This window comes from Pseudomonas sp. P135 (assembly GCF_020312125.1).
Classification (GTDB): Bacteria; Pseudomonadota; Gammaproteobacteria; order Pseudomonadales; family Pseudomonadaceae; genus Aquipseudomonas; species Aquipseudomonas fragariae.
The window spans coordinates 237,433-263,998 of record NZ_JAGPYR010000004.1; the positions used below are offsets into that span (position 1 = coordinate 237,433).

Sequence of the window (26,566 nt, forward strand, 5' to 3'; positions counted from 1 at the left end):
TTTAAGTGGCAAGCTGCAAGCTGCAAGTGGGGAACTACGGTGTAAGTGGGTCCCTCGCTTGTAGCTTGTAGCTTGTAGCTTGTAGCTTGTAGCTTGTAGCTTGTAGCTTGTAGCTTGCAGCTTGCAGCTTGCAGCTTGCAGCTGCCACACTTCTTGCTTCTGCCAAGGAGTAACGTTGTGCTCACTCATCTCGATTCCCAGGGTCGCGCCAATATGGTCGATGTCACGGATAAAGCCGTGACGTCCCGAGAGGCGGTGGCCGAAGCTTTCGTACGCATGCTGCCGACGACGCTGCAAATGATCGTCAGCGGTGGTCATCCCAAGGGTGACGTGTTTGCCGTCGCGCGTATCGCCGGCATTCAGGCGGCGAAGAAAACCAGCGATCTGATCCCGCTTTGCCATCCGTTGATGCTCACCAGCATCAAGGTGCACCTCGCCGCCGAGGGTGATGATGCCGTGCGCATTACCGCGAGCTGCAAACTGGCCGGGCAGACCGGTGTGGAAATGGAAGCCCTGACCGCCGCCAGCGTTGCTGCGCTGACCATTTACGATATGTGCAAGGCGGTAGACCGCGGCATGGTCATCGAGTCGGTCCGGCTGCTGGAAAAGCTGGGCGGCAAGAGCGGTCACTTCATTGCCGACCAGGCACAGGTTTCCTCATGAAGGTTCAGGTTCAGTATTTTGCCCGTTACCGTGAAGTCCTGGGCCTGGACAGCGAGTCCGTTGAAGGCGAGTTCGCCACGCTGGACGCATTGCGCCAGACGCTGCTGCAGCGCGGCGAGGTCTGGCAAGTGCTTGCCGAACAGAACCTGATGTGTGCTCGCAACCAGGAACTGTGCAAGCCGACCGAACCATTGGCCGATGGCGATGAAGTCGCGTTCTTTCCGCCCGTGACCGGAGGTTGATGATGAGCGTTCGTGTCCAGGCAGAGGCTTTCGACCCCGGCACTGAAGTCAACGCGCTGCATGCTGCGAATCTGGGCATCGGCGCGGTGGTCAGTTTTGTCGGCTATGTTCGGGACTTCAATGAAGGGCGTGAAGTGTCCGGCATGTTTCTCGAGCACTATCCGGGGATGACCGAAAAGGCACTGGCAAAAATCGTTACCGAGGCCGAACAGCGCTGGCCGTTGCTGCGCGTTGACGTACTGCATCGGGTTGGCGCGCTGGAGCCAGGCGAGCCGATCGTGTTCGTCGGCGTTGCCAGCGCGCACCGTCAGGCGGCGTTCGAAGCCTGTGATTTCGTCATGGACTACCTCAAGACCCGCGCGCCGTTCTGGAAGCGTGAAAACACGTCAGAAGGCACGCGCTGGGTCGAAGGTCGTCACAGCGATCACCAAGCGGCTGATCGCTGGAAGTAAGCATCAGGCGTTGCTGCGCACCACGGCCCTGAGCAGATGAGTCGGCGGCGTCTCGCAACTGATCTTGCGGCCCAGTTTTTCCTCGATGGCGGGCAACTGGTAAGAGTCATCCTCACCGGCAAAACTGATCGACACGCCATCGGCGCCGGCGCGACCGGTACGGCCGATGCGGTGCACGTAATCGTCCGGCACTTCGGGCAGGGTGAAGTTGATCACGTGACTGATGCCGTCGATGTGAATGCCGCGACCGGCCACATCGGTGGCGACCAGCACGCGGATCTTGCCTTCGCGGAAGCCTTCAAGGGTCTTGATGCGCTTGTGCTGAGGCACATCGCCTGACAGCTGCGCCGCGTTCACGCCATCGCGCACCAGGCGCTCTTCGATGCGTCGGACTTCGTCCTTGCGGTTGGCGAAGACCATGACCCGTTCCCAACCGTTGTCGGTCACCAGGTTGTAGAGCAGCTTGTACTTGTCGGCACCGGCGACGGCATAGATATGCTGTTCGACGTTGTCGCTGGCAACATTCAACGATTCGATCTCGACAATGGAAGGGTCCGTCGTCCACTGTTTGGCGAGGTTCATTACGTCTTCGGTGAAAGTCGCGGAGAACAGCAGGGTCTGGCGCTCACCCTTGTGCGGCGTCTGACGAATGATCTGGCGTACCTGCGGGATAAAGCCCATGTCCAGCATGCGATCGGCTTCGTCGAGGACCATCACTTCGACCATGTCCAGATGCACTTCGCCGCGCTGGTTGAAGTCCAGCAGGCGGCCTGGCGTGGCGACCAGGATGTCGCAGTGGCGTGCTTCGAGTTGTTTGAGCTGCTTGTCGAAGTCCATGCCACCGACGAAGGTCATGACGTTCAGGTTGGTGTACTTGGTCAGGTCGGCGGCGTCCTTGGCGATCTGCACCACCAGCTCGCGGGTCGGAGCGATGATCAGCGCGCGCGGTTCACCCATGTAGCGTTCTGCAGGCGGCGGCGTCTGGGTCAGTTGCTCGATGATCGAGATCAGAAACGCAGCAGTCTTGCCGGTGCCGGTCTGGGCGCGTCCGATCGCATCCTTGCCCTTGAGGGTGAAGCCCAGTACGCCCGCCTGGATCGGTGTGCAGTACGGGAAACCCAGGTCCTGAATCGCGTGCATCAGTTCAGGCGCGAGGTTGAAGTCATGGAAGCGGGTCTTGCCTTCCTGCGGCTCGACGACGAAATCCTCGAGTTTCCATTCCGGGACGGGCGGTTTGGCTACGCGTTCGCGGCGCGGGCGCTCGGCCCTCGGCTTGTCGGTGCGCGGCGCTCTGGCTTTGGAGGGCTCGCTGGTGGTGTCCAGAGCCTGAGTCTGGACAGCATGATCCGGTGTGTCGCCTGTGGCAGCGGGAGAGGCGGGAATAGAGGTTATCGGAGTAGGCGCAGGCTGCTCAGCCTCGCTCTTACCGAACATCTTTTTAAGTGCTTTGAGCACGGTCATCTCATCAATTGGTTAAGGAATGTACGCCGAGCAGTGTAAAGCAAGAACCGTGCTCGGCGTAGTGCCATCCATGGCGAGCTACAAAAGCGGTCCGTCGCAAGGGGTTCAGAGCGCTTCAGCGAAGCCTTTCAGCCAGCCAGACGCCGATGTCGCGAATTTCCTCCGGTAACACTTGATGCTCCATTGGGTATTCCTGCCATTCAACGGTTACACCCTGGGCGGTGAGATGGTCGTAGACGGCGCGGCCCATCGGATAAGGCACCACCGCGTCATGCTTGCCGTGCAGGCAGTAGGCCGGAATACGTTGCTGACTCGCTGACAGGGTCATCTCGTTGCTGAATGTAGGGGCATAAGTGGACAGCGCGATTACGCCGCCCAACGGGCCCTGCCAGCGACGGTAGCCGGCATGCAAGACCACCGCGCCACCCTGGGAAAAGCCGGCCAGGAAGATTCGTGCCGGGTCGATGCCGCTGTCGCGCTGCTGCTCGATCAGGTCCAGCACCTTCTGCGCCGAGGCTTCCATCTGATCATGGTCAATGGCCCTGGCCTCTGAACTCATGGACTTGATGTCATACCAGCTGGGTATTGCATAACCGCCATTGACGGTCACAGCACGTGTCGGTGCCTGAGGCAGTACGAAGCGGGTGGTGCGCAACGACTCCTGCAGCGCTTCGGCGACCGGCAGAAAATCATAGCGGTCGGCGCCCAATCCATGCAGCCAGATAACGCAGGCGTCGGCGGGGCTGGAAGGTTCAATGATCAAGGAATCGCTCATGACTGCTCCATTTGTGTGCGCGGGCTCTTTTTGAGCGCATTAATAAGGTGCGCAGGTAGATTAAAAATGAAAGAAGATGTCGCAAGGTTACAAGTTTTTGTCTTGACCTGTCGCTAATTCGACTTAGCCAGCATGCTGGTACGGGCTTTGCTACAGCAGCATTGGCGTCGAGTCGCTCACATCGTTCGGTAACACTATAAGGCTATTACTTATAGCGATCGAAAAGCAGCTCGGGAGTCCATGCGTCAGGATTCGCGGCACGATTCAACCTGTACCGCTCAGGTCCGGGAAAATCATGGGGTTTCAGTCCACGGGGCCGATTCTGAATCATGAAGACGAATGACGGGATGATCCTGCAGGCAATTCATGATTCAGGCCCAGCGTCGCATGACCCAAAAATAAGCCAGCACGGGTCATTAGCGCCTCACAAAGGTGCGACGCGACTGAAACACCTACACAACAAAGAGCAAACTGGAGGTTTTTGAATGAAGATGTTGAAATCCACCCTGGCTGTCGTCACTGCCTTGGCCGCATTTGGTGTGATCGGGGCTGCAAACGCCGGTACCACCCTTGACGCTATCAAGAAGAAAGGTTTTATCCAGTGCGGCGTCAGCGATGGCCTGCCAGGGTTTTCCGTTCCGGACTCTACCGGCAAGATCACCGGTATCGATGCTGACGTCTGCCGCGCAGTAGCCGCCGCAGTATTCGGCGACGCCACCAAGGTCAAGTTCAGCCAGTTGAACGCCAAGGAGCGCTTCACCGCACTGCAATCGGGCGAGATCGACATCCTTTCGCGTAACACCACCTGGACCAGCTCCCGCGACGCGGGCATGGGCCTGGTGTTCACCGGCGTGACTTACTACGACGGTATCGGCTTCCTGGTAAACAACAAGCTGGGCGTCAAGAGCGCCAAGGAACTGGACGGTGCAACCATCTGCATCCAGGCCGGTACCACTACCGAGCTGAACGTCTCCGACTACTTCCGCTCGAACGGCCTGAAATACACCCCGATCACCTTCGACACCTCCGACGAAAGCGCCAAGTCGCTGGAAGGCGGCCGTTGCGACGTGCTGACTTCCGACCAGTCGCAACTTTACGCGCAGCGCAGCAAGCTGGCCAAGCCGGACGATTACATCGTGCTGCCTGAAGTGATCTCCAAGGAGCCTCTGGGCCCTGTCGTGCGTAAAGGCGACGAAGACTGGTTCTCGATCGTGCGCTGGACCCTGTTCGCCATGCTCAATGCCGAGGAAGCCAAAATCACTTCCAAGAACGTTGAAGCTGAAGCCAAGTCGACCAAGAACCCTGACGTAGCCCGTATGCTCGGCGCAGACGGCACTTACGGCAAAGACCTGAAGCTCGAGAAAGACTGGGTCGTGCAGATCGTCAAGCAGGTCGGCAACTACGGCGAAGTGTTCGAACGCAACCTGGGCGAAGGCACCCCGCTGAAAATCAAGCGTGGCCAGAACGCTCTGTGGAATGCCGGTGGCATCCAGTACGCTCCACCTATTCGTTGATTGACCCGGCGCCCGACAGGCTTCCCAGCCTGTCGGGCGTTGTTCTGTTGGATTTTTCCTGGGGCATTTCATGGAAAAGCAAATCGTCGCACCCAAGCAAAAGCTCTCTCTGAGCGATCCGAAAGTGCGCGCGTGGTTATTTCAGATCATCACTGTCGTGGCGGTGATCGCGTTGGGCTGGTTCATTTTCGACAACACCCAGACCAACCTGCAACACCGTGGTATTACCTCGGGTTTCGGTTTTCTTGAGAACAGTGCCGGTTTCGGTATCGCTCAGCACCTGATCGACTACAGCGAAGCGGACAGCTATGCCCGTGTGTTCGTCATCGGCCTGCTGAATACCTTGCTGGTGTCGGTTATCGGTATCGTCCTGGCGACCTTGCTGGGCTTTGTCATTGGTGTCGCTCGCCTGTCTCCGAACTGGATGATCAGCAAGCTGGCCACCGTGTATGTCGAAGTCTTCCGCAACATTCCGCCATTGCTGCAGATCCTGTTCTGGTATACCGCCGTATTCCTCACGCTGCCTGGTCCGCGTCAGGCGCATGGCTATCTGGACATGTTCTTCGTCAGCAGCCGCGGGCTCAACATGCCCAGAGCATTGCCTGCCGAAGGCGCCTGGGCATTCCTGATCAGTCTGGTGGTTGCCGTGATCGCCATCGTGATGATGGTGCGCTGGGCCAACAAGCGCTTCGAAGCCACCGGCCAGCCGTTTCACAAGTTCTGGGTCGGCCTGGCGTTGTTGCTGGTTATCCCCGGTCTGAGCATGCTGATCTTCGGCAGCCCGGTGCATTGGGAGCTGCCGCAGCTGAAGGGCTTCAATTTCTCGGGCGGCTGGGTGCTGATCCCTGAACTGATCTCCCTGACCCTGGCACTGACTATCTATACGGCGGCGTTCATCGCTGAAATCGTGCGTTCCGGCATCAAGTCGGTCAGCCATGGCCAGACCGAAGCTGCTCGCTCATTGGGCCTGCGCCCTGGGCCGACGCTGCGCAAGGTGATCATCCCGCAGGCGCTGCGCGTGATCATTCCGCCGCTGACCAGTCAGTTCCTGAACCTGGCGAAGAACTCTTCGCTGGCAGCCGCCATCGGCTACCCGGAAATGGTTTCCCTGTTCGCCGGTACGGTGCTCAACCAGACCGGGCAGGCCATTGAAGTCATTGCCATCACCATGAGCGTGTACCTGGCGATCAGTATCAGCATTTCCCTGCTGATGAACTGGTACAACAAGCGCATTGCGCTGATCGAGCGGTGAGGAAAAGCGCATGACAACTCATACTTTCAAACCTGATATGCCACCACCGGGCAAAGTGTTCGGCCCGATGGCGTGGATGCGGCAGAACCTGTTCTCCAGCTGGATCAACACCCTGCTGACCCTGTTCTCCCTGTATCTGATTTATCTGGTCGTACCACCGATCATCAGTTGGGCCCTGCTGGACGCCAACTGGATCGGCACGACCAAGGCGGACTGCACCAAGGCGGGCGCCTGCTGGGTGTTCATCGAGCAGCGCTTCGGTCAGTTCATGTATGGCTACTTCCCCAATGAACTGCGCTGGAGGGTCGACCTGACCGCCATCCTGGCGATCGTCGGCGCTGCGCCGCTGTTCATCTCGAAGTTTCCGCGCAAGGCTGTCTACGGTATTGCCTTCCTGGTGATCTACCCGGTTGTCGCGTTCTACCTGCTGCATGGCGGCGCGTTCGGTCTGACCAACGTACCGACCAGCCAGTGGGGCGGTCTGATGCTGACCCTGGTGATCGCCACCGTGGGTATCGTCGGTGCCTTGCCGCTGGGTATCCTGCTGGCGCTCGGTCGTCGTTCCAACATGCCGGCCGTGCGTGTGGTATGCGTGACCTTCATCGAGTTCTGGCGCGGCGTGCCGCTGATCACCGTGCTGTTCATGTCGTCGGTGATGCTGCCGCTGTTCATGCCTGAGGGCATGAACTTCGACAAGCTGCTGCGTGCGCTGATCGGCGTCATCCTGTTCCAGTCCGCGTACATCGCTGAAGTGGTGCGTGGCGGCATGCAGGCCATTCCCAAGGGCCAGTACGAAGCAGCCTCGGCGATGGGCCTGGGTTACTGGCGCAGCATGGGTCTGGTGATCCTGCCGCAGGCGTTGAAGATGGTCATTCCCGGCATCGTCAACACCTTCATTGCCTTGTTCAAGGACACCAGTCTGGTGATCATTATCGGTCTGTTCGACCTGCTCAACAGCGTCAAGCAGGCTACCGCCGACCCGGCATGGCTGGGTATGGCCACTGAAGGCTACGTCTTCGCGGCCCTGGTGTTCTGGATCTTCTGTTTCGGTATGTCCCGCTATTCCATGCATTTGGAACGTAAGCTGGACACAGGCCACAAGCGTTAGGAGTTTTGTGATGAGTGAAGTTATCAATAAGCCTCTGGGCGCTGAAGGCATGATCCGCATGGAGGGCGTACACAAGTGGTACGGCCAGTTCCATGTACTCAAGGACATCAACCTGAATGTGCGCCAGGGTGAACGTATCGTGCTGTGCGGCCCGTCGGGCTCGGGCAAGTCGACCACCATTCGCTGCCTCAACCGTCTGGAAGAGCACCAGCAGGGTCGCATCATTGTCGATGGCACCGAACTGACCTCGGACCTCAAGCAGATCGAGACCATCCGCCGCGAAGTGGGCATGGTGTTTCAGCACTTCAACCTGTTCCCGCACCTGACCATCCTGCAGAACTGCACCTTGGCACCGATGTGGGTGCGCAAGATGCCGAAGAAGAAAGCCGAAGAAATCGCCATGCACTATCTGGAGCGTGTGCGGATTCCGGAGCAGGCCCACAAGTTTCCGGGTCAGCTTTCCGGTGGTCAGCAGCAGCGTGTGGCGATTGCCCGTGCCTTGTGCATGAAGCCGAAAATCATGCTGTTCGATGAACCGACGTCGGCCCTTGACCCGGAAATGGTCAAGGAAGTGCTCGACACCATGGTCGGTCTGGCTGAAGAAGGCATGACCATGCTGTGCGTGACCCACGAAATGGGCTTTGCCCGTACCGTGGCAAACCGGGTGATCTTCATGGACAAGGGCGAAATCGTCGAACAGGCCGCGCCGAACGACTTCTTCGATAACCCGCAGAGCGACCGTACCAAGCTGTTCCTCAGTCAGATCATCCACTGAGTGGACTTCTGCTGAACAAGGAAACCGGGCCCTGTGCCCGGTTTTTTTATGCCTGTCGTTGCTGTGTGGGTTGTATGCAATTGATCTGAACCTTGTATTCGCGATGATTCTCCAACAGGATACCGCCCCCCTGAAAAGGGTCGACATACTTGATGACCGAGAAACTGATGACTGCCAAGGCTCAACTCAGCCCCCAACCGACTGCCGATCAACCTCATTCTGCCTTGAAGCGCCCCTGGCTGTTGCTGCTGGGTCTGGTGCTGGTCGCCCTCAACCTGCGCCCGGCGTTGTCCAGCATTGCGCCGCTGCTTGAAACGGTGTCCGACAGCCTGGGCATGTCCGCTGCCGAGGCCGGACTGCTGACCACCTTGCCGGTTTTGTGCCTGGGCCTGTTCGCGCCGCTCGCACCGATCCTCGCCCGCCGGTTTGGCAGTGAGCGGGTGGTCATGGTGGTGCTTCTGACACTGGCTGCAGGCTTGGCAGTGCGCAGTCTGTTTGGTCAGGTCGGGCTGTTTGGCGGCAGCCTGCTGGCGGGTGCGAGCATCGGAATCATCGGCGTGTTGCTGCCGGGTATCGTCAAACGTGATTTTCCGCACAAGGCCGGAGCCATGACCGGTGTCTACACCATGGCCTTGTGCCTGGGCGCGGCCATTGCAGCCGGTTCGACGGTGCCGCTCAGTCAGTACGTGGGTGGCAGTTGGCAGATTGGCCTGGGTTTCTGGCTGGTTCCGGCACTGATTGCCGCCGCATTATGGTTTCCGCAGGCGCGTGAAGTGCATGGCACGCATCGCGATGTTTACCGGGTCCGCGGCTTGTTGCGTGACCCGCTGGCCTGGCAGGTCACGCTGTACATGGGCCTGCAATCGTCGCTGTCGTACATCGTCTTCGGCTGGTTGCCGTCGATCCTCATCGGTCGCGGCCTGACGCCCACCCAGGCCGGCCTGCTGTTGTCCGGCTCGATCATTGCGCAGGTCATCAGCGCGCTGGCGGTGCCTTATCTGGCCACACGCGGCAAGGATCAGCGTCTGGCGATCATGCTGGTCATGTCGCTGACCCTGATCGGTCTGTTCGGCTGCCTGTATGCGCCGCTTGGCGGGCTGTGGGGCTGGGCGATCCTGCTGGGGATCGGGCAGGGCGGCACGTTCAGTCTGGCGCTGGCCTTGATCGTCCTGCGCTCGCGCGACTCACATGTCGCCGCCAACCTGTCGAGCATGGCGCAAGGCGTCGGCTACACCATCGCCTCGACCGGCCCGTTTGCCGTGGGCGTGGTGCATGACATGACCGGCAGCTGGAGCGCGATTGGCTGGATTTTCGCGGTACTCGGGCTGGGCGCCATCATCGCGGGCATGGGCGCCGGCCGGGCGCTGCAGGTGCAGGTCAGTAGCGAGAAGGTTTGATGTTCGATGATTGATGATCGTGCGACCCGGGCTTGAGTTGCTTCAGGTCTGGGTCAGATTGGCCCGTGCCCATTGTTCGGCACGGGTGACGCTCAGCCCTGATTTCGCGTTGTAGGTACTGGCGACGTCCCATGCCACGCCTCGGCCCATGGCAAAGACTGCCCGGTATTTGCGCAGATTGTCATCCGGCATTTCCGTCAGATCAGCTTGCAACTGCGCAACACTCCATACGTGCCGCTCGATGTCGCGCCCCGTGACACGCTCCACAAGATCGGCCAGCCCGGCGTACGTCAATGTGTCGCCAGCGGTGTACACCACCTGATTCGCGATGCGCGGCTCGTGCATCACGATGGCAGCAGTCAGCCTGCCAATGTCCTCTGCGGTCGTGACTGTCACGGCAGTATCGAGGCTGCCCAGCGCATTGATCCGCCCGCCTTGCAGATCGACGACACCAAACGCGGGATCGAACAGGAAGCTTGTAAACATGCCGGTCGAAACGATCACCCATTCGGTGCGCTGCTGGGCGCGCAGCTTTTCTCGCACATCGAGTTGCTCATCGAACAGATCCTGAGGGCTGCCCCGGCCGATAAGGTCGTAGTCAACGCCGAACTGCCAGGGCAGGTAGCGTTTTATGCCGGCCTTGAGCGCCGCATCGGTCAGTTTGCGTTGAGTGCCCCGGCCAGCGGCAAACCCCGCACAGCTGATTACCGTGTCGTAGCGCGTCATGACAGTGGCAAGTTCGTCCACGCTGGCAACGGCCAGATCGGCTGTTTCGATGGCAATGTCCAGCGCGCGGATTTCTTCGATTTCCACACGCTTGGCAGGCGCCTGAGTGCTCAAGCTGCTCTGGCGTAGCAGCACGGCAATGCTCAAGCCATGTGCCCCTGCTTTCTCGACCAGCCCTCGCAACACCGCGAGCCCAAGCTCTCCTGCACCTATTACCAGAATGCGTTGTTTGACGTTTGCGTTATCGGCTTGCATGGTGATCCCTTTGGACAGCCTTTCAATTCAGGCGGGAGAGATGCTGGCATGCCTGTCGACATACAAAAAGTAGGCACATCGGTGATACCGGGCGGGCTGGACGCGCAGGAAGTGGTCAGACGCTCCGAAGCGGCCTGCGCTGCGCTCAGCGATGATGAGGATGGTCTCAAGCGTGACATTCTCGGCCACGCCGGTAATCGCTGGTCATTGGGCGTGGTCCATGCCCTTGGCGTCAGCAGCCCTTTGCGCCACGCCCAATTGCGCCGAAAACTGCACGGTGTCACCCAGCGCATGCTCACTCATACCTTGCGCCAGCTCGAACAGGACGGGTTGATCACCCGCCACGACTACCGCGAGAAGCCGCTCAGGGTGGAATATTCGTTGACCGACCTGGGCATGGGGCTGCTGGTACAGATGATTCCGCTGTGGACTTGGGTGATTGAAAATTCGGAGGCGTTCAGTGCGGCGCGAAATCGTTATCTGGACAGGTAAACGTGATGGCTGATGCGCCATCAACCCCTCGCCATTTTCTTCGGCGCCGCTTATCGTGCACGAATAATTCGCCAAGGGATGTGCACGCATGAACTACGAAGAACAAAGTCAGGCCAACAGCGCACTGATCACCCGGTTTTATGAGGCGTTTGCGCAGCTGGATGCCGAGGCGATGAGTGCCTGCTATACCGATGACGTGTTGTTCAGCGACCCTGCCTTTGGTGAATTGCGCGGTGCTCAGGTCGGTGACATGTGGCGCATGCTGACTTCCCGGGCAAAGAATTTTTCGGTGGTCTTCGATCAGGTGCGAGCCGATGACCAGACTGGCAGTGCGCACTGGGTGGCGACGTACCTGTTCAGTCAGACCGGGCGCACGGTGGTCAACGATATTCAGGCCCGTTTCGTGTTTCGTGATGGCAAGATCTGCGAGCATCGCGATTATTTCGATATGTGGCGCTGGTCGCGCCAGGCCCTGGGTTTGAAGGGCCTGCTGCTTGGCTGGACGCCTTTGGTGCGCAACGCCGTCAGGGCTCAGGCGCTCAAGGGCCTGAAGACCTTTTCAGAGAGCCGCCGTGCCTGAGGTCGCCTGCACCGCGAGTGCGTCGACTGCCGAACAGGCGGTCGGCAAACCCTGGTTTGTCTATCTGGTGCGCGCTGCCAACGGCTCGCTGTACTGTGGCATCAGTGATGATCCGCAGCGGCGGTTCGCTGCGCACCAGAGTGGCAAGGGCGCGCGCTTTTTCTCTTCGAGTCCGGCGATGGCGCTGGTCTACGTTGAACAATGGCCCAGCAAGGGCGAGGCGTTGCGCCATGAGCGGCTGATCAAGAAGCTCAAAAAAAGCGCCAAAGAGGCGTTGGCTGCCAGCTACGTAACGTCACCGATCCATGCGCGTGATGGTGTCCCATCAGTTTGAGGTCGTGGGCGGGCAGGGTGCTGCGGGTTAAGCTGTATTTTTCCCACGTGCACAGAGGCTGAACATGTCCGAGTTGATCCTTCACCACTACCCCACGTCGCTGTTCGCCGAAAAAGCCCGTCTGATGCTGGGTTTCAAAGGCCTCACATGGCGTTCGGTGACTATCCCTTCGATCATGCCCAAGCCTGACCTGACTGCATTGACCGGCGGTTATCGCAGAACCCCGGTATTGCAGGCCGGAGCGGACATCTACTGTGATACGGCACTGATGGCGCGGCGTCTGGAGCAGGAAAAAGCTTCGCCAGCGTTTTACCCGAAAGGTCAGGAGTTCACGGTTGCCGGCCTGGCCGCCTGGGCCGATTCGGTGCTGTTCATGCATGCCGTGAGTCTGGTGTTTCAGCCTGAATCAATGGCTGTGCGCTTCGCCAAGGTGCCGCCAGACGCCGCCAAGGCCTTCGTCGCCGACCGTTCGACGCTGTTCAACGGCGGCACTGCGTCGCGCCCGCCTGTGGAGCAGGTCAAACACCAATGGCCGACCCTGATGTCGCGCCTGGAGCTGCAACTCTCGCATGGCGGCGATTTCCTGTTCGGCGTACCGTCGATTGCCGATTTCTCGGTCGCTCATACATTGTGGTTTCTCAAGCAGACGCCGGTCACTGCCCCCTTTGTCGATGAGTATCCGAGTGTCAGGGCCTGGCTTGATCGTGTGCTGGGTTTTGGTCATGGCACGTTCAGCGACCTGAGCTCGGCAGATGCCATCGAAATCGCCAGAAACGCCACGCCTGCGCCATTGTCCGATGGAACTCTCGTCGATCCAAATGGCTTCAAGGCAGGTGAAAAGGTTGCGGTTTCTGCGGTCGACTATGGCGTCGAAGCGGTTGAGGGCGAGCTGGTATTTAACGGCCGCGAAGAGCTCATCCTGCGCCGCGAGGACGAGCGTGCCGGTGTCGTGCACGTACACTTCCCGAGAATGGGCTATCGGATCGAGAAGCGCTGAGGTTCAACGATGCTCTGCGTCGCAAAGAGGACGCGGAGCGTTGGCACGCTAGCCAGGCGGGTTACTTCAACGCCGCCAATATCTGATCCGGGTCAAACCCCCGGATCAGTGTGCCGTTGACGTCGATCAGCGGGATGCCTCTGCCACCCAGCGCTTCATAGGCCTTGCGGCCTTCTTCCGACTTCTCGATGTCGAACTCCTGATACGCAATCCCCTTGCTGTCCAGAAAACGCCGGGTCTGCTTGCAGTAGCCGCACCAGTCAGTGGCGTACATCACCACTTTCGCCTGGCTGTAGCTCTGTGCGACGTCTGCCGGGGGCGGGTTGACAAAGTGCTCGATCCTGCCCCAGTTCTGGTAAATCACGACCACCAGCATGATCAGGGCAAACTTCTTGAGGGTACGCAGCAGCATCTCGGTTACCGTCGCTTCAACTGGTCGGTCAGTTGCGTCGGCAGCCCTTTGATGATCAGGGTACCGGCGCTTTCGTCGTATTCGATCTTGTCGCCCAGCAGGTGGGCTTCAAAACTGATCGACAGGCCCTCGGCGCGGCCGGTGAAGCGGCGGAACTGGTTGAGGGTGCGCTTATCCGCCGGTATTTCCGGGGACAGGCCGTAATCCTTGTTGCGAATGTGATCGTAGAAGGCACGCGGACGCTCTTCGTCGATCAGCTCTGACAGTTCCTCCAGGCCCATCGGTTCGCCCATCTTGCTCTGACTGCTGGCGTAGTCGACCAGAGTCTTGGTCTTCTCGCGGGCCGATTCTTCCGGCAGGTCTTCGCTTTCGACGAAATCGCTGAACGCCTTGAGCAGCGTGCGGGTTTCGCCGGGGCCATCCACGCCTTCCTGGCAACCGATGAAGTCGCGGAAGTACTCGGAAACCTTCTTGCCGTTCTTGCCCTTGATGAACGAAATGTATTGCTTGGACTGCTTGTTGTTCTGCCACTCGGAAATATTGATTCGGGCGGCGAGGTGCAACTGACCAAGGTCCAGGTGCCGGGACGGGGTCACGTCCAGTTCGGCATTCACTGCCACGCCTTCGCTGTGGTGCAGCAGGGCGATGGCCAGGTAGTCGGTCATGCCTTGCTGATAATGGGCGAACAGCACGTGGCCACCCACTGACAGATTGGATTCTTCCATGAGCTTTTGCAGATGCTCGACTGCCACCCGGGAGAACGCCGTGAAGTCGCTGCCGCCGTCGATGTATTCCTTCAGCCAGCCACTGAATGGATGTGCGCCGGACTCGGGATGGAACAGGCCCCATGCCTTGCCCTGTTTGGCGTTATAGCTTTCGTTGAGGTCGGCCAGCATGTTCTCGATGGCCTGGGACTCAGCGAGTTCGGAGTCGCGTGCATGGAGAACAGCGGGCGTACCGTCGGGTTTCTTCTCGATCAGGTGGACGATGCAGTGACGGATCGGCATGGGCTTCTCGGCTGAAAAAGGTGAAGAGCGTGCAGCTCGTTGCAAGATGCCCAGTGTAACGCACGCATGCGCCTGATGGCCCCGGACGGGCTGGTTTTCGCCAGCAGCGAGTGTTTGCTGGGTATTTTTTGTGCAATTAACATTAAAACCTGACCAAAAGGATAGGTAGAGGCGGATATTTGCCCGGCTCTGTGCTAGTTTTGCGCGGTCTTGCGCACTTAGCGCGTCAAGCGTGCAGTTAGCGCACACGTAGGTCGAACCATTACCCGGTTTCAGTATCTACACTTTCGCGATTAATCGTGGCTGCTAGCGGGTGGCCAGGTTCGTTGCCTGGCCACGGGCCGACGTTGCGCTCTGCAATCCAAATGAATTTGATAGGGAAGGAACACCACCATGGCTCTTACTAAAGACCAATTGATCGCCGATATCGCTGAATCTATCGAAGCGCCAAAAACCACCGCGCGTAATGCTCTTGAGCAATTGGGCCAAATTGTTGCCGACCAATTGGAAAACGGCGTGGAAATCACTTTGCCAGGTATCGGCAAACTGAAAGTTGCAGAGCGTCCAGCTCGCACTGGCCGCAACCCTTCGACTGGCGCTGCCATCGAAATCGCTGCCAAGAAAGTTATCAAGTTCGTACCAGCCAAAGTGCTGACCGACTCGATCAACAAGTAAGCAACCGCTTGCTGTGAAAAAGCCGTGCACCGGTTAACCGGGCACGGCTTTTTTGTGGGCGCCTGATTGGACACCTCCCGCAAAGTCGGACGCAGAGCGTCCAGAACGGTCCTCCAGACGCCTATCGTTCCTCACGCTCCAGCGTGGGAATGCCTTGCGTGACGCTCTGCGTCACAGATCTGTGCCGCACTGCATACTCAAGAGAGGACGCAGAGCGTCCAGAACGGCATGCCGACGCGGAGCGTCGCACGATAGTCGAGATTACGGCCTGCCGGCGCGGCGTCGCACGATAGTCGAGATTATCGTTCCTCACGCTCCAGCGTGGGAATGCCTTGCGTGACGCTCTGCGTCACAGATCTGTGCCGCACTGCATACTCAAGAGAGGACGCAGAGCGTCCAGAGCGGCATGCCGACGCGGAGCGTCGCACGATAGTCGATGTTAAGGCATGTCGCTGCGGAGTCGCACGATAGTCGAGATTACGGCCTGCCGACGCGGCGTCGCACGATAGTCGAGATTAGGCGCGTGTTCACGATAGTCGAGTCAGCCTGGTGCGCGCTGTGCCTTGTCGAGGAAGGTCCAGGCCACAAAACGACTTTGCTTCTGGCCCTGGCCCATTTCCACGACCTTCACTTCCAGCGCGCCGGCTTTTTTCAGGGCGCTGTGGATCGGCGGCAGGTTGGAGGCCTTGGACACCAGTGTGCTGAACCACGCCACCTGGTTCGGCAGCAAGGCGCTTTCCTGGATCAACTGCGTTATGAAGCCGATCTCGCCGCCGTCGCACCACAACTCCTGCGACTGTCCACCGAAATTGAGCACCGGCAGCTTGCGCTTGGGATCAGCCTTGCCCAGCGCCCGCCACTTGCGCTGGCTGCCACGCTGCGCTTCTTCCAGCGAGGCATGGAAGGGCGGGTTGCAGAGGCTGACGTGGAAGCGTTCGCTGCTGTCGAGCAGCCCGAGCAGGATCTGCCTGCGATTGGCCTGCTGGCGCACGCTGATGGCCTTGCTGAGGCCGTTGGCCTTCACAATCGTGGTGGCTGCGGCGATGGCGGTGCTGTCGATGTCCGAACCCACGAACTGCCAGCCATAGTCGCTATGCCCCAACAACGGGTAGATGCAATTGGCGCCAGTGCCGATGTCCAGCGCCTTGATGGAGGCGCCGCGTGGTATCACGCCTTCATTGTCTTCGGCCAGCAGGTCGGCGAGGAAGTGCAGGTAGTCCGCACGCCCGGGAATTGGCGGGCACAGGTAATCGGCCGGAATGTCCCAATGGGCGATGCCATAGAACGCCTTGAGCAGCGCGCGATTGAACACCCGTACCGCCTGCGGATTGGCGAAGTCGATGCTTTCCTTGCCGTAAGGATTGAGGATCACGAACGCTGCCAGTTCGGGGCTGGATTTGATCAGCTTCGCAAAGTCGTACTGGCCCTGATGCCGATTGCGCGGGTGCAAGGTGGCCTTTTCACGCGGCGCAGCAGGTTTGGCTGGCCGCTGAGGCTTCTTGCGCGGTGGTTTGCGGGTATCGGTCATGGATTCGATGTCAGCCGTGAGGTTGAGTTGCCTGGCTTATTCGCGAGCAAGCGCAGCGTCGCCTTTGGCGTAGTACGCGTTGCTCGCGAATAAGTCAGTACAGACGTTCAGATAACAAAAAGCCAGCCCATGATCGGGCTGGCTTTTCTGGCCACCTTACAGGCTGGCGATGCGTGCGTGTTGCTCGGCCAGCTTGCCCAGTGCCTGTTCGGCTTCGGTCAGCTTGGCGCGTTCCTTGGCGATGACTTCAGGCGGCGCCTTGTCGACGAAGGCGGCGTTGGACAGCTTGCCGCCGACGCGTTGCACTTCGCCTTGCAGGCGCTGGATTTCCTTGTCCAGGCGCGCCAGCTCGGCCCCTTTGTCGATCAACCCGGCCATCGGCACCAGCACTTCCATGTCACCGACCAGGGCGGTGGCGGACAGCGGTGCTTCTGCGCCTTCGGTCAGTACGGTCATGGATTCGAGCTTGGCGAGCTTCTTGAGCAGGTAATCGTTTTCGCTCAAACGACGCTGATCTTCGGCGCTGACGTTCTTGAGGAACAGTTGCAGCGGCTTGCCCGGACCGATGTTCATCTCGCCACGGATGTTACGCACGGCGAGCATCAGGCCCTTGAGCCATTCGATGTCGTCTTCGGCCGCCTGATCGATGCGTGCTTCATTGGCCACCGGCCAGGGTTGCAGCATGATGGTCTTGCCTTGCGCACCGGCCAGCGGCGCGAGGCGCTGCCAGATTTCTTCGGTGATGAACGGCATGAACGGGTGCGCAAGACGCAACGCCACTTCCAGAACGCGAACCAGTGTGCGGCGTGTGCCGCGCTGACGCTCGACCGGCGCTGTCTCGTCCCACAGTACCGGCTTGGACAGTTCCAGATACCAGTCGCAATACTGGTTCCAGATGAACTCGTACAACGCCTGGGCGGCGAGGTCGAAGCGGAACTGATCCAGCTGGCGGGTCACTTCGGCTTCGGTGCGCTGCAACTGCGAGATGATCCAGCGATCAGCCAGCGACAGTTCGACCGCTTCGCCGTTCTGGCCGCAGTCTTCGCCCTTGTCCAGTACGTAGCGCGCCGCGTTCCAGATCTTGTTGCAGAAGTTGCGGTAGCCTTCGACGCGGCCCATGTCGAACTTGATGTCGCGACCGGTGGATGCCAGCGAGCAGAAGGTAAAGCGCAGGGCATCGGTGCCGTAGCTGGCGATGCCGTCGGCGAATTCCTGACGGGTCTGCTTCTCGATCTTCTTCGCCAGTTGCGGCTGCATCAGGCCACTGGTGCGTTTTTCTACCAGCGTTTCGAGGTCGATACCGTCGACGATGTCCAGCGGGTCAAGCACGTTGCCCTTGGACTTGGACATCTTCTGGCCCTGGCCATCGCGCACCAGACCATGCACATAGACGGTCTTGAACGGGACTTGCGGCGTGCCGTCCTCGTTCTTCACCAAGTGCATGGTGAGCATGATCATCCGGGCGACCCAGAAGAAAATGATGTCGAAGCCGGTGACCAGCACGTCGGTGGAGTGGAAGGTTTCCAGTGCCTTGGTCTTTTCCGGCCAGCCGAGCGTGGAGAAGGTCCACAGGCCCGAGCTGAACCAGGTGTCCAGCACGTCGTTGTCCTGCTGCAGCGCGACTTCAGGCCCAAGGTTGTTCTTGGCACGGACTTCGGCTTCGTCGCGGCCGACGTAAACCTTGCCGGATTCGTCGTACCACGCCGGAATCCGGTGGCCCCACCAGAGCTGACGGCTGATGCACCAGTCCTGGATGTCGCGCATCCACGAGAAGTACATGTTTTCGTATTGCTTGGGCACGAACGCGATGCGGCCGTCTTCGACAGCGGCAATCGCAGGCTCGGCCAGCGGCTTGGTGGAGACGTACCACTGATCGGTCAGCCACGGCTCGATGATGGTGCCGGAACGGTCGCCTTTCGGCACTTTCAGGGCGTGATCATCAACGCTGACCAGCAACCCGGCGGCGTCGAACGCGGCAACGATCTGTTTGCGCGCTTCGAAGCGATCCAGCCCGGCATAGGCTGCAGGCAGGCTGCCGTCGACGCTTTCGTTCAATGTGCCATCAAGGTTGAACACCTGAGCGGCGGGCAATACGTTGGCATTCTTGTCGAAGATGTTCAGCAGCGGCAGGTTGTGGCGCTTGCCGACTTCATAGTCGTTGAAATCGTGGGCCGGGGTGATTTTCACGCAGCCGGTGCCGAACTCGGGATCGCAGTAATCATCCGCGATGATCGGGATAAGGCGGCCTACCAGAGGCAATTCGACGAACTTGCCGATCAGCGCCTTGTAGCGCTCGTCCTGCGGGTTCACCGCAACGGCGGCATCACCGAGCATGGTTTCCGGGCGCGTGGTGGCCACGATCAGGTAATCCAGACCTTCGGCGGTCTTTGCGCCGTCAGCCAGTGGATAACGCAGGTTCCACAGATGACCCTTCTCGTCGTGGTTCTCCACTTCGAGGTCGGAAATGGCGGTGTGCAGCTTGGTGTCCCAGTTGACCAGGCGCTTGCCACGGTAGATCAGGCCGTCTTCATGCAGACGCACGAAAGCTTCCTTCACCGCTTCGGACAGGCCGTCGTCCATGGTGAAGCGCTCGCGGCTCCAGTCGACGGACGAGCCCAGGCGGCGGATCTGGCGGCTGATGTTGCCGCCGGACTCGGCTTTCCATTCCCAGATCTTGTCCAGAAACTTCTCGCGGCCAAGTTCATGACGGCTTACGCCTTGTGCTTCGAGACGACGCTCGACCAGCATCTGCGTGGCGATACCCGCATGGTCGGTGCCCGGTTGCCACAGCGTATTGCGGCCCTGCATGCGACGGAAACGGATCAGTGCATCCATGATCGCGTTATTGAAACCGTGGCCCATGTGCAGGCTGCCGGTGACGTTCGGCGGCGGAATCATGATGGTGTACGAGTCACCCGCGCCTTGCGGAGCGAAGTAGTTCTCGGACTCCCAGGTCTGGTACCAGGAAGTTTCGATGGCGTGCGGCTGGTAAGTCTTGTCCATGCGCGGCGGGAACCTGTGGCATTGATTCGGAAACCGGTAAGTATAGACCTGACGGCCAGCGACAAGCCACAGGAGCAGCTGTGAGCTTCAAGCTGCAAGCTGCAAGCTGGTAGTTCTGTCAGTAGGCGGCGTGTCTTCCAGACGGCATGATCGGTATTCAGACTTTACTTGCAGGGCGGACGCTGCCATGGACGATACGCCTGAAGGCAGACGCGTGCTGTGTCGATATCGCTATTACGCGCTGGACCGGGTTGCGGTTGTCGATCCCGATGCACAGGAAGCAGTGTCGCGGTTCTATCAAAAGAAACGTTTGACGGTCGAGATACAGGGTGCAATGCGCCGTCGTGTGTTTCACGGTGAAGACCGTTTGCTGGCGGAATATCAGGCTGACGGCGCTGCCGAGCAAGTGGACCTGCTGGGCACCGACAGGCAAAGCAGTGTGCTGCATGCCCTGAGTTCAGAGGGGCGGCAGCCGCTGGCTTATAGCCCTTACGGACATCGCGCGCAGGGCGGCCCGTTTTCCGGCTTCAACGGCGAGCGCGCGGACCCTGTGACCGGGCATTACCTGCTGGGTAACGGCTACCGCGCGTTCAACCCGGTGCTGATGCGTTTCAACCGACCAGACTCGCTGAGTCCATTTGGGCGGGGAGGCCTGAATGCGTATGCCTACTGTCAGGGCGATCCGGTTAATCGGAGTGATCCGGGTGGGCACGTCGGGGTCCACATACTCTTTCTCGACAAGTTACCGGACCTGGCGCTTGGCAGAATATTCAGGCACTTGTCTTTCAAGGATATGGCCGCAGTGAGTGGAGCGTCTGATACGTTGAATGAGAGAGGAGCCGGGCTGATAGCCTTGCAGTTAAATAAGCGTTTTGTAGACGCCAGTGACCCAGGCGTACTGTCGAACCTTCGCAGCGCTATAAAAAGCGAAACGGGTGTTTTGCCCAGTGTATTCAAGAGTGAAGACTTCAAAACACGATTTGATGAGGTCGTGGCGAACGCCAGCCAAAAAATGAGTGATCGAATCAAGGAGGCCAAGCATGCCGAGCAATCATTCTCTGATAAATTCACGGGTAAACCCAATACCAGTTACGACGATTTCAAGAAAGCATTGGTTAGTAAGCGCAAGGAGCACGAAGGGTCTCTCGAAATGCTGCTAAATATTAATAGAGATGTGGCTAGACGCACGACGCTCATGGGAGCCTGGTACACCCAAATTGGTCTCAAGGGGAAAATGGAGCGGCGCGTAGCAGATATCCGCTCCCTATTGAATACTCCCTGACAGCGTCTCTATGTGCGTGTATTCCGGACTCCTGATCACACGCTCACTTCTGCTGCTGCGCCAATAACCGCTCCAGCCTTGCCTCCAGCCGGCGTTTGATTTCGTTTTCGATATGCGGGGCGAAGTCGTCGATGACGTCCTGCATGATCAATCGCGCGGCTGCGCGCAACTCGTTGTCCAGGTGCAGCAGTGCATCAGGGTTGGGCAGCGCTTGCGGCTGGGCTGCCTGCTGCGCCTGCGGGGCGGGTGCTGTGTGCGCATCAGGTGTCAGCGTCGGGATGTCGTCTTCGTCGAAGTCCTGTTGATACGCCGCGTCGGGGCGAGCGCCGACAACATCGAACAACAGGGGAATCTGACCTTCGGGACGAGCTGTGTCGTTCGACTGGGGGGAATGTGCGGGGTCATCGCCGAGCAGTTGGCGGATCGACTCGAGGTCGTTCAGCAAGTGCGCGGATTCAGCTTTTTTTGAAGTATCCATCGTGTCCTCAAAGGCGCTGCAGTCGGTGATCTTGCGGAGGATAGCCCTGTTCGCGGTAGGAACGGAAACTCTCGCGTGCGGCAAGACGTATGGCCGGGTCTTCGACAACGACTTCGGCCACGCGGGCGAAACGTTTGAAGAAGGCCGGAATGCTCAGGTCGAGATTGACCAGCAGGTCGCTGTGTTCGCCCGAGTCGTCGCCCAGACCCAGTACCACGGCCGCATCGTGATCGCTCTCGGCGTCGCCATGGGGCAGGAACACTTCGCCTCTGAAACGCCAGAGCCGGGCATCGAGGTCCTCACGCTGCGCAGCATCGCTGCAATGCAGATAGACCTTGTGACCCAGGCGCCAGGCCTTTTCCGTCAGCTTGCAGGCAAAATCCAGGCGGGCCGCAGGATCGGCGCTGGGCAGGATGTAGAAGTCGACTTGAGTCATGTGGGTTCCAGAACCGGAGGCGTATCGACTGTGCAGCCGATACGCCAGGGTCTCTTTCTTATACGCCGGCGCGGTCGAGCAGGTATTGGGTCAGCAGTGGAACCGGACGCCCGGTGGCGCCTTTTTCCTTGCCGCCGCTCAGCCATGCGGTGCCGGCGATGTCTAGGTGAGCCCAGTGGTAGGCCTTGGTGAAGCGCGACAGGAAGCAGGCCGCGGTGATGGTGCCGCCTTTCGGGCCACCGATGTTGGCGATGTCGGCGAACGGGCTGTCGAGCTGCTCCTGGTACTCATCGAACAACGGCAGCTGCCAGGCACGGTCATCGGCCTGTTTGCCCGCGTCGAGCAACTGATTGATCAGCGCGTCGTTATTGCCCAGCAGGCCGGAGGTATGGCCACCCAGTGCAACGACGCAGGCGCCGGTCAGGGTTGCGATATCGATCACCGCCTGCGGCTTGAAACGCTCGGCGTAGGTCAGTGCATCGCACAGCACCAGACGGCCTTCGGCGTCGGTGTTGAGGATTTCGACGGTCTGGCCGCTCATGGTCGTGACGATGTCGCCTGGACGTGTCGCAGTGCCGCTCGGCATGTTTTCGGCACAGGCCAGAATGCACACCAGATTGATCGGCAGCTTCAATTCGAGCACCGCACGCAGGGTGCCGAACACGCTGGCTGCGCCGCACATGTCGAACTTCATCTCGTCCATGCCCGAAGCAGGCTTGATGCTGATACCGCCGGTATCGAAGGTGATGCCTTTACCGACCAGCACGAACGGCTGGTCGCCTTTTTTGCCACCCTGGTAGTTCATGACGATGAGGCGCGGCGGCTGGGCGCTGCCCTGTGCTACCGCGAGGAACGAACCCATGCCCAGATCGGCCAGTTTCTTCTCGTCGTGGACTTCCACTTTCAGGTTCTTGTGTGCCTTGCCCAGTGCCTTGGCTTCTTCGCCCAGGTAGGTCGGGTGGCAGATGTTCGGCGGCAGATTACCCAGGTCGCGGGTCAGCGCCATGCCAGTGGCGATTGCCTGAGCGTGAGTCGAAGCGCGTTCGACGTCGGCCGCCTTGACCTTGTCGGTCAACAGGGTGATTTTCTTCAGGGCACGAACTTCGGCTTTCTGGGTCTTGAAGCGGTCGAAGACGTATTCGCCGTCGGCCAGGGCTTCGACCAGCAGGCGAGCCATGCCATAGGTGTCGCGGTTTTTCACCGACAGGTCATCGAGCGCAATCGCTGCATCGGTGCCGCCCAGGCCCTTGAGGCAGGTGAGCGCTGCGCCGACGATCTTTTTCAACTGACGGTCCGACAGCTCGTCTTCCTTGCCGGTGCCGACCAGCAGAACGCGCTCGGCCTTGATGTTGGGCAGATTGTGCAACAGCAGGCTCTGGCCGACCTTGCCGGCCAGATCGCCGCGCTTGAGGATCAGCGAAACGGCTCCGCCGCTGAGAATATCCACAGTTCTGGCAGCACCGGCCAGTACACGGCTTTCACCGACGGTGACCACCAGAGTTGCGGTTTTCAAGGTTTCTGGGCTTACGCTTTTAACAACCAATTCCATGTGGGGTCCCCGAATAGACGATGAGAGTCGCAATATGAATGTCGTACGCAGCATGGCCCGAGTGTTTTCAGGGGCGATGCCTGCGCTAAGCCTTGCAGTTTGACCCCGCTGCACGACTGCTGACAACCCCGCAGAGCTGCCTGTCTGGCGTCTATGTGCGAACTATCCCCGGTGCGCAGTGACAGAAACACACAATCACAGGATAATGCCGCATATTTTTTGAGGCCCACGCTTTTTGTCGGCGTGAAGCTCTGGTTGCCGTGGCTCACAAATTTTCCCTGTTTGGCTGCCTGAGCCTGACAACTCTGGAGTGTCTGGTTTGATTGTCTTCCGTTATCTGTCCCGAGAAGTGCTGCTTACCTTGAGTGCGGTCAGCGCCGTACTGCTGGTGTTCATCATGAGCGGGCGCTTCATCAAGTACCTGGCGCAGGCCGCGTCCGGTGCGCTCGATCCTGGCGTACTGTTCCTGATCATGGGCTTCCGCCTGCCGGGCTTTCTGCAGGTCATCCTGCCGCTGGGCCTGTTCCTCGGCATCCTCATGGCGTACGGACGCCTGTATCTGGAAAGCGAGATGACCGTGCTGGCCGCAACCGGCATGAGTCAGCAGCGCCTGCTGGCTATCACCATGGGGCCGGCCACGCTGGTGGGTCTGCTGGTCGCCTGGCTGAGCTTCAGCCTGGCTCCGCAGGGTGCGACGCAATTTTCGTTGCTGATCAATCAGCAGGACGCCATGACCGAGTTCGACACGCTGGTGCCGGGCCGTTTTCAGGCGCTGCGTGACGGTACGCGTATCACCTACACCAAGGAGCTGTCGGAAGACCGCTCGCAACTGGCCGGCGTGTTCATCTCGGAAAAGCGCATGTCCAGCGACAAGAGCAAGGACAACGGCATCACCGTGCTGGTCGCGGAGAAGGGCCACCAGGAGGTACGGCCCAATGGCAGTCGCTTCCTGATCCTCGAGAACGGCTATCGCTATGACGGCAATCCGGGGGCTGCCGACTACCGCGTGATCAAGTACGACACCTACGGGGCGATGCTGCCCAAGCCGGAAATCAGTGAGGAAATCACCGACCGTGAAGCCATTCCGACCAGCGAGCTGATCGGCAACCCGGCACCGCGTTCCGTGGCCGAGCTGCAGTGGCGTATTTCGCTGCCGCTGTCGGTGTTCATCGTGACCTTGATGGCCATCCCGCTGTCACGGGTCAATCCGCGTCAAGGCCGTTACCTGAAACTGCTGCCGGCGATCCTTCTGTATATGTCTTACCTGGCCATTCTGATTTCGGTGCGCAGTTCGCTGGAGAAAGGCAAGCTGCCGCTCAGCCTGGGGATGTGGTGGGTGCATGCCATCTACCTGTCCATCGGACTGCTGTTGTTCTATTGGGAGCCTCTGCGCCTGAAGATGGCGAGTCGTCGCAGCGTCACGGAGGTGACTCGTGGTCAAGCTTGATCGATACATTGGCAAAAGCGTCCTGCTGGCGATTCTCGCGGTTCTGGGCATCATTCTGGGGCTGGTCTCGCTGTTCGCGTTCATCGACGAGATGGGCGATATCAGCGACACCTACACACTGGCGGATGCGCTCAGCTACGTCATGCTGACGGCGCCACGTCGCGTCTACGACACCTTGCCGATGGCCGCCCTGATCGGTTGCCTGATCGGTCTGGGTACGCTGGCCAGCAGCAGTGAGCTGACCATCATGCGTGCGGCGGGCGTGTCCATCGGGCGCATCGTCTGGGCGGTCATGAAGCCCATGCTGGTGCTGATGATCGCAGGCGTGCTGGTCGGCGAGTACGTGGCTCCCTATGCCGAGAACCAGGCTCAGGCCGCGCGCTCGCTGGCCCAGGGCTCAGGTGATGCGCAGAGCGCCCGCCATGGTCTGTGGCACCGCCAGGGTGACGAGTTCATCCATATCAACACGGTACAGCCCAATGGCCTGATGCTCGGTGTGACACGTTATCGTTTCGATGACCAGCGCCACATGCAGACCTCCAGCTTTGCCAAAGAAGCCAACTTCAAGACCGATTACTGGGAATTGAAGGACGTCACCACCACGCACTTCAATGACGGCCGCACCGAGGTCATCAACACCCCGGTCGAGCGTTGGGACGTGGCGTTGAGCCCGCAACTGCTGAGCACGGTAATCATGCCGCCCGAGTCGCTGTCCATCAGCGGCCTCTGGAGCTACGCGCATTACCTGGCTGATCAGGGTTTGAGCAATGGCCGCTACTGGCTGGCGTTCTGGACCAAGGTCCTGCAACCGGCGGTGACCGTCGCGCTGGTGTTGATGGCGATCTCGTTCATCTTCGGCCCGCTGCGCTCGGTTACCCTGGGGCAGCGCGTATTTACGGGTGTAGTGGTGGGCTTTACCTTCCGCATCATTCAGGACCTGCTCGGTCCATCGAGCCTGCTGTTCGGTTTCCCGCCGTTGCTGGCGGTGCTGCTGCCAGCTGCCGCCTGTGCGCTGGCCGGAGTACTTCTGTTACGCCGGGCCGGGTAATGCATCAGCCGGACTGAAAAAGCCGACCCCCGGGTCGGCTTTTTCATGGGCGCTTGCTAATCCCGCATGCAAAAAAGCCTCTGGCATCGCTGCCAGAGGCTTTCTTGTAAATGCGTGGTGCGTCGTTCTCAGCCTTCGGCTTGAACTTCGTCAGCCTGCATGCCTTTCTGGCCCTGAACTGCAACGAAGGTAACTTTCTGGCCTTCTTTCAGGCTCTTGAAGCCGTTACCCTGAATAGCGCGGAAGTGTACGAACAGATCCGGCCCGCTCTCAGGAGTGATAAAACCAAAACCTTTTTCGTCGTTGAACCACTTGACGGTACCGCTCTGACGTTCAGCCATTTTCTTATTTCCTTGACGCTTGACTTGAATTGGTTACAGCCTCTTTCGCATGAAAGAGCACTGGGGCTGGTTGCAGGAAGTAAGAAACGTAGAACGGGTTGTAGCAAACCTAGAGCTACTGCCCAGGTCCAGATTCGGCGACCCATGCAAACACAGTCCGGAAACTCTACGCCAACTCTCGTTGCAAATACAACCCCCTTGCCTGGCTCCCTGTTTTCGGGGCTTTGGCCTTATACCTGCAGTGTTTGCATGGTGTGCACGGTGTTTGATCCGTCATAACATTTTGCACTTTATAGGTGCATTTTTTGCATATATGACAGGCTGTTCACGCGGCTGA

At 59.5% G+C, this 26,566-nt stretch carries 27 protein-coding genes; 16 read left to right on the forward strand and 11 right to left on the reverse strand.

Translation table 11 applies throughout. From position 1 onward, the window contains the following. Positions 1–177: 177 nt before the first annotated feature. From moaC to moaE, 3 genes are read left to right on the forward strand one after another with little or no spacing between them, the layout of a single operon-like run. On the forward strand, positions 178–663 hold the full coding sequence (moaC, locus tag KBY08_RS08015; RefSeq protein ID WP_003341741.1) for a cyclic pyranopterin monophosphate synthase MoaC: 486 nt from the start codon (positions 178–180) through the stop codon (positions 661–663). Further along, the gene (gene moaD, locus KBY08_RS08020; RefSeq protein ID WP_004406746.1) at positions 660–905 is read left to right on the forward strand and encodes a molybdopterin converting factor subunit 1; all 246 of its coding nucleotides are present in this window, start codon (positions 660–662) and stop codon (positions 903–905) included. Before moaC ends, moaD begins: the two co-directional genes overlap by 4 nt. Positions 906–907: 2 nt before the next feature. Continuing rightward, positions 908–1,357 carry a molybdopterin synthase catalytic subunit MoaE gene (moaE, locus tag KBY08_RS08025; RefSeq protein ID WP_032656267.1) on the forward strand — a complete coding sequence of 150 codons (450 nt, stop codon included), beginning with the start codon at positions 908–910 and terminating at the stop codon, positions 1,355–1,357. A 3-nt stretch (positions 1,358–1,360) separates the two neighbouring features. On the opposite strand, the gene rhlB is transcribed toward moaE, so the two are convergent. Beyond that, complete coding sequence (gene rhlB / locus KBY08_RS08030) at positions 1,361–2,818, reverse strand: ATP-dependent RNA helicase RhlB (protein ID WP_161632431.1); 1,458 nt, start codon at positions 2,816–2,818, stop codon at positions 1,361–1,363. 115 nt (positions 2,819–2,933) lie between these two features. After that, positions 2,934–3,593 carry an alpha/beta hydrolase gene (locus KBY08_RS08035; protein WP_032656269.1) on the reverse strand — a complete coding sequence of 220 codons (660 nt, stop codon included), beginning with the start codon at positions 3,591–3,593 and terminating at the stop codon, positions 2,934–2,936. A 485-nt stretch (positions 3,594–4,078) separates the two neighbouring features. Between KBY08_RS08035 and KBY08_RS08040 the strand changes: the two genes are divergently transcribed. The 5 genes from KBY08_RS08040 to KBY08_RS08060 all read left to right on the forward strand — a co-directional run bounded on the left by KBY08_RS08040 (position 4,079) and on the right by KBY08_RS08060 (position 9,639). After that, the gene (locus KBY08_RS08040; protein WP_024639989.1) at positions 4,079–5,107 is read left to right on the forward strand and encodes an amino acid ABC transporter substrate-binding protein; all 1,029 of its coding nucleotides are present in this window, start codon (positions 4,079–4,081) and stop codon (positions 5,105–5,107) included. A 70-nt stretch (positions 5,108–5,177) separates the two neighbouring features. Further along, a complete protein-coding gene (locus KBY08_RS08045) occupies positions 5,178–6,359 on the forward strand; it encodes an amino acid ABC transporter permease (RefSeq protein WP_011266807.1) in 1,182 nt (393 codons plus the stop codon). Between the two features lie 10 nt (positions 6,360–6,369). Further along, positions 6,370–7,467 (forward strand): amino acid ABC transporter permease, encoded by a 1,098-nt coding sequence (locus KBY08_RS08050; RefSeq protein ID WP_011266808.1) that lies wholly within the window; start codon positions 6,370–6,372, stop codon positions 7,465–7,467. Positions 7,468–7,477: 10 nt separating this feature from the next. Then, the gene (locus KBY08_RS08055; protein WP_003408905.1) at positions 7,478–8,242 is read left to right on the forward strand and encodes an amino acid ABC transporter ATP-binding protein; all 765 of its coding nucleotides are present in this window, start codon (positions 7,478–7,480) and stop codon (positions 8,240–8,242) included. Positions 8,243–8,409: 167 nt separating this feature from the next. Further along, a complete protein-coding gene (locus KBY08_RS08060; protein ID WP_225651119.1) occupies positions 8,410–9,639 on the forward strand; it encodes a CynX/NimT family MFS transporter in 1,230 nt (409 codons plus the stop codon). Between the two features lie 42 nt (positions 9,640–9,681). On the opposite strand, the gene KBY08_RS08065 is transcribed toward KBY08_RS08060, so the two are convergent. Then, positions 9,682–10,620 (reverse strand): aromatic alcohol reductase, encoded by a 939-nt coding sequence (locus KBY08_RS08065; protein WP_110393140.1) that lies wholly within the window; start codon positions 10,618–10,620, stop codon positions 9,682–9,684. A gap of 48 nt (positions 10,621–10,668) precedes the next feature. Between KBY08_RS08065 and KBY08_RS08070 the strand changes: the two genes are divergently transcribed. From KBY08_RS08070 to KBY08_RS08085, 4 genes are all read left to right on the forward strand, one after another. Next, a complete protein-coding gene (locus KBY08_RS08070) occupies positions 10,669–11,112 on the forward strand; it encodes a winged helix-turn-helix transcriptional regulator (protein ID WP_011266811.1) in 444 nt (147 codons plus the stop codon). Between the two features lie 88 nt (positions 11,113–11,200). Beyond that, a complete protein-coding gene (locus KBY08_RS08075; RefSeq protein ID WP_024641549.1) occupies positions 11,201–11,692 on the forward strand; it encodes a nuclear transport factor 2 family protein in 492 nt (163 codons plus the stop codon). Next, positions 11,685–12,026, forward strand: a complete 342-nt coding sequence (locus KBY08_RS08080; protein ID WP_024641550.1) for a GIY-YIG nuclease family protein — start codon at positions 11,685–11,687, stop codon at positions 12,024–12,026. Before KBY08_RS08075 ends, KBY08_RS08080 begins: the two co-directional genes overlap by 8 nt. A gap of 64 nt (positions 12,027–12,090) precedes the next feature. Next, the gene (locus KBY08_RS08085; RefSeq protein WP_024641551.1) at positions 12,091–13,023 is read left to right on the forward strand and encodes a glutathione S-transferase family protein; all 933 of its coding nucleotides are present in this window, start codon (positions 12,091–12,093) and stop codon (positions 13,021–13,023) included. Between the two features lie 61 nt (positions 13,024–13,084). Here KBY08_RS08085 and KBY08_RS08090 read toward each other — a convergent pair whose 3' ends face one another. Further along, positions 13,085–13,435, reverse strand: a complete 351-nt coding sequence (locus tag KBY08_RS08090; RefSeq protein ID WP_004406715.1) for a glutaredoxin family protein — start codon at positions 13,433–13,435, stop codon at positions 13,085–13,087. Positions 13,436–13,440: 5 nt separating this feature from the next. Further along, positions 13,441–14,442: a nucleoid-associated protein YejK gene (yejK, locus tag KBY08_RS08095; protein WP_004406712.1), complete on the reverse strand. Its 1,002-nt coding sequence runs from the start codon at positions 14,440–14,442 to the stop codon at positions 13,441–13,443. Positions 14,443–14,835: 393 nt separating this feature from the next. On the opposite strand from yejK, the gene KBY08_RS08100 reads away from it, so the two are divergent. Continuing rightward, entirely contained in the window at positions 14,836–15,117 is a 282-nt protein-coding gene (locus KBY08_RS08100; protein ID WP_004406710.1) for an HU family DNA-binding protein, read from the forward strand. Between the two features lie 541 nt (positions 15,118–15,658). Here the strand turns inward: KBY08_RS08100 and rlmF are convergent. Together rlmF and KBY08_RS08110 are read right to left on the reverse strand one after the other, a co-directional pair. Further along, on the reverse strand, positions 15,659–16,645 hold the full coding sequence (gene rlmF / locus KBY08_RS08105; protein ID WP_024660492.1) for a 23S rRNA (adenine(1618)-N(6))-methyltransferase RlmF: 987 nt from the start codon (positions 16,643–16,645) through the stop codon (positions 15,659–15,661). A 156-nt stretch (positions 16,646–16,801) separates the two neighbouring features. Further along, positions 16,802–19,648 carry a valine--tRNA ligase gene (locus tag KBY08_RS08110; RefSeq protein ID WP_024660493.1) on the reverse strand — a complete coding sequence of 949 codons (2,847 nt, stop codon included), beginning with the start codon at positions 19,646–19,648 and terminating at the stop codon, positions 16,802–16,804. 187 nt (positions 19,649–19,835) lie between these two features. Between KBY08_RS08110 and KBY08_RS08115 the strand changes: the two genes are divergently transcribed. Then, positions 19,836–20,930 carry an RHS repeat-associated core domain-containing protein gene (locus KBY08_RS08115; RefSeq protein ID WP_024660494.1) on the forward strand — a complete coding sequence of 365 codons (1,095 nt, stop codon included), beginning with the start codon at positions 19,836–19,838 and terminating at the stop codon, positions 20,928–20,930. Positions 20,931–20,973: 43 nt separating this feature from the next. Here the strand turns inward: KBY08_RS08115 and KBY08_RS08120 are convergent, their stop codons facing one another. From KBY08_RS08120 to KBY08_RS08130, 3 genes are read right to left on the reverse strand one after another with little or no spacing between them, the layout of a single operon-like run. Further along, the gene (locus KBY08_RS08120; RefSeq protein WP_024660495.1) at positions 20,974–21,408 is read right to left on the reverse strand and encodes a hypothetical protein; all 435 of its coding nucleotides are present in this window, start codon (positions 21,406–21,408) and stop codon (positions 20,974–20,976) included. A 7-nt stretch (positions 21,409–21,415) separates the two neighbouring features. Beyond that, entirely contained in the window at positions 21,416–21,844 is a 429-nt protein-coding gene (locus KBY08_RS08125; RefSeq protein ID WP_002552284.1) for a DNA polymerase III subunit chi, read from the reverse strand. Between the two features lie 58 nt (positions 21,845–21,902). Then, positions 21,903–23,393, reverse strand: a complete 1,491-nt coding sequence (locus KBY08_RS08130) for a leucyl aminopeptidase (RefSeq protein ID WP_011266820.1) — start codon at positions 23,391–23,393, stop codon at positions 21,903–21,905. 319 nt (positions 23,394–23,712) lie between these two features. Between KBY08_RS08130 and lptF the strand changes: the two genes are divergently transcribed. Together lptF and lptG are read left to right on the forward strand one after the other, a co-directional pair. After that, the gene (lptF, locus tag KBY08_RS08135) at positions 23,713–24,840 is read left to right on the forward strand and encodes an LPS export ABC transporter permease LptF (protein WP_003316899.1); all 1,128 of its coding nucleotides are present in this window, start codon (positions 23,713–23,715) and stop codon (positions 24,838–24,840) included. Continuing rightward, the gene (gene lptG, locus KBY08_RS08140; RefSeq protein WP_004406700.1) at positions 24,827–25,888 is read left to right on the forward strand and encodes an LPS export ABC transporter permease LptG; all 1,062 of its coding nucleotides are present in this window, start codon (positions 24,827–24,829) and stop codon (positions 25,886–25,888) included. The genes lptF and lptG overlap by 14 nt, the downstream gene beginning before the upstream one ends. Positions 25,889–26,016: 128 nt before the next feature. Here the strand turns inward: lptG and KBY08_RS08145 are convergent, their stop codons facing one another. Then, entirely contained in the window at positions 26,017–26,229 is a 213-nt protein-coding gene (locus tag KBY08_RS08145; protein WP_003365337.1) for a cold-shock protein, read from the reverse strand. Positions 26,230–26,566: the final 337 nt, after the last annotated feature.

Excerpts from the sequence above, each read along its gene's own strand:
- moaD (WP_004406746.1), top strand. The coding sequence starts at position 660 with ATGAAGGTTCAGGTTCAGTATTTTGCCCGTTACCGTGAAGTCCTGGGC.
- moaE (WP_032656267.1), top strand. The coding sequence starts at position 908 with ATGAGCGTTCGTGTCCAGGCAGAGGCTTTCGACCCCGGCACTGAAGTC.
- rhlB (WP_161632431.1), bottom strand. The coding sequence starts at position 2,818 with ATGACCGTGCTCAAAGCACTTAAAAAGATGTTCGGTAAGAGCGAGGCT.
- KBY08_RS08035 (WP_032656269.1), bottom strand. The coding sequence starts at position 3,593 with ATGAGCGATTCCTTGATCATTGAACCTTCCAGCCCCGCCGACGCCTGC.
- KBY08_RS08040 (WP_024639989.1), top strand. The coding sequence starts at position 4,079 with ATGAAGATGTTGAAATCCACCCTGGCTGTCGTCACTGCCTTGGCCGCA.
- KBY08_RS08045 (WP_011266807.1), top strand. The coding sequence starts at position 5,178 with ATGGAAAAGCAAATCGTCGCACCCAAGCAAAAGCTCTCTCTGAGCGAT.
- KBY08_RS08050 (WP_011266808.1), top strand. The coding sequence starts at position 6,370 with ATGACAACTCATACTTTCAAACCTGATATGCCACCACCGGGCAAAGTG.
- KBY08_RS08055 (WP_003408905.1), top strand. The coding sequence starts at position 7,478 with ATGAGTGAAGTTATCAATAAGCCTCTGGGCGCTGAAGGCATGATCCGC.
- KBY08_RS08060 (WP_225651119.1), top strand. The coding sequence starts at position 8,410 with ATGACTGCCAAGGCTCAACTCAGCCCCCAACCGACTGCCGATCAACCT.
- KBY08_RS08065 (WP_110393140.1), bottom strand. The coding sequence starts at position 10,620 with ATGCAAGCCGATAACGCAAACGTCAAACAACGCATTCTGGTAATAGGT.
- KBY08_RS08070 (WP_011266811.1), top strand. The coding sequence starts at position 10,669 with ATGCCTGTCGACATACAAAAAGTAGGCACATCGGTGATACCGGGCGGG.
- KBY08_RS08075 (WP_024641549.1), top strand. The coding sequence starts at position 11,201 with ATGAACTACGAAGAACAAAGTCAGGCCAACAGCGCACTGATCACCCGG.
- KBY08_RS08085 (WP_024641551.1), top strand. The coding sequence starts at position 12,091 with ATGTCCGAGTTGATCCTTCACCACTACCCCACGTCGCTGTTCGCCGAA.
- KBY08_RS08090 (WP_004406715.1), bottom strand. The coding sequence starts at position 13,435 with ATGCTGCTGCGTACCCTCAAGAAGTTTGCCCTGATCATGCTGGTGGTC.
- yejK (WP_004406712.1), bottom strand. The coding sequence starts at position 14,442 with ATGCCGATCCGTCACTGCATCGTCCACCTGATCGAGAAGAAACCCGAC.
- KBY08_RS08100 (WP_004406710.1), top strand. The coding sequence starts at position 14,836 with ATGGCTCTTACTAAAGACCAATTGATCGCCGATATCGCTGAATCTATC.
- rlmF (WP_024660492.1), bottom strand. The coding sequence starts at position 16,645 with ATGACCGATACCCGCAAACCACCGCGCAAGAAGCCTCAGCGGCCAGCC.
- KBY08_RS08110 (WP_024660493.1), bottom strand. The coding sequence starts at position 19,648 with ATGGACAAGACTTACCAGCCGCACGCCATCGAAACTTCCTGGTACCAG.
- KBY08_RS08115 (WP_024660494.1), top strand. The coding sequence starts at position 19,836 with ATGGACGATACGCCTGAAGGCAGACGCGTGCTGTGTCGATATCGCTAT.
- KBY08_RS08120 (WP_024660495.1), bottom strand. The coding sequence starts at position 21,408 with ATGGATACTTCAAAAAAAGCTGAATCCGCGCACTTGCTGAACGACCTC.
- KBY08_RS08125 (WP_002552284.1), bottom strand. The coding sequence starts at position 21,844 with ATGACTCAAGTCGACTTCTACATCCTGCCCAGCGCCGATCCTGCGGCC.
- KBY08_RS08130 (WP_011266820.1), bottom strand. The coding sequence starts at position 23,393 with ATGGAATTGGTTGTTAAAAGCGTAAGCCCAGAAACCTTGAAAACCGCA.
- KBY08_RS08145 (WP_003365337.1), bottom strand. The coding sequence starts at position 26,229 with ATGGCTGAACGTCAGAGCGGTACCGTCAAGTGGTTCAACGACGAAAAA.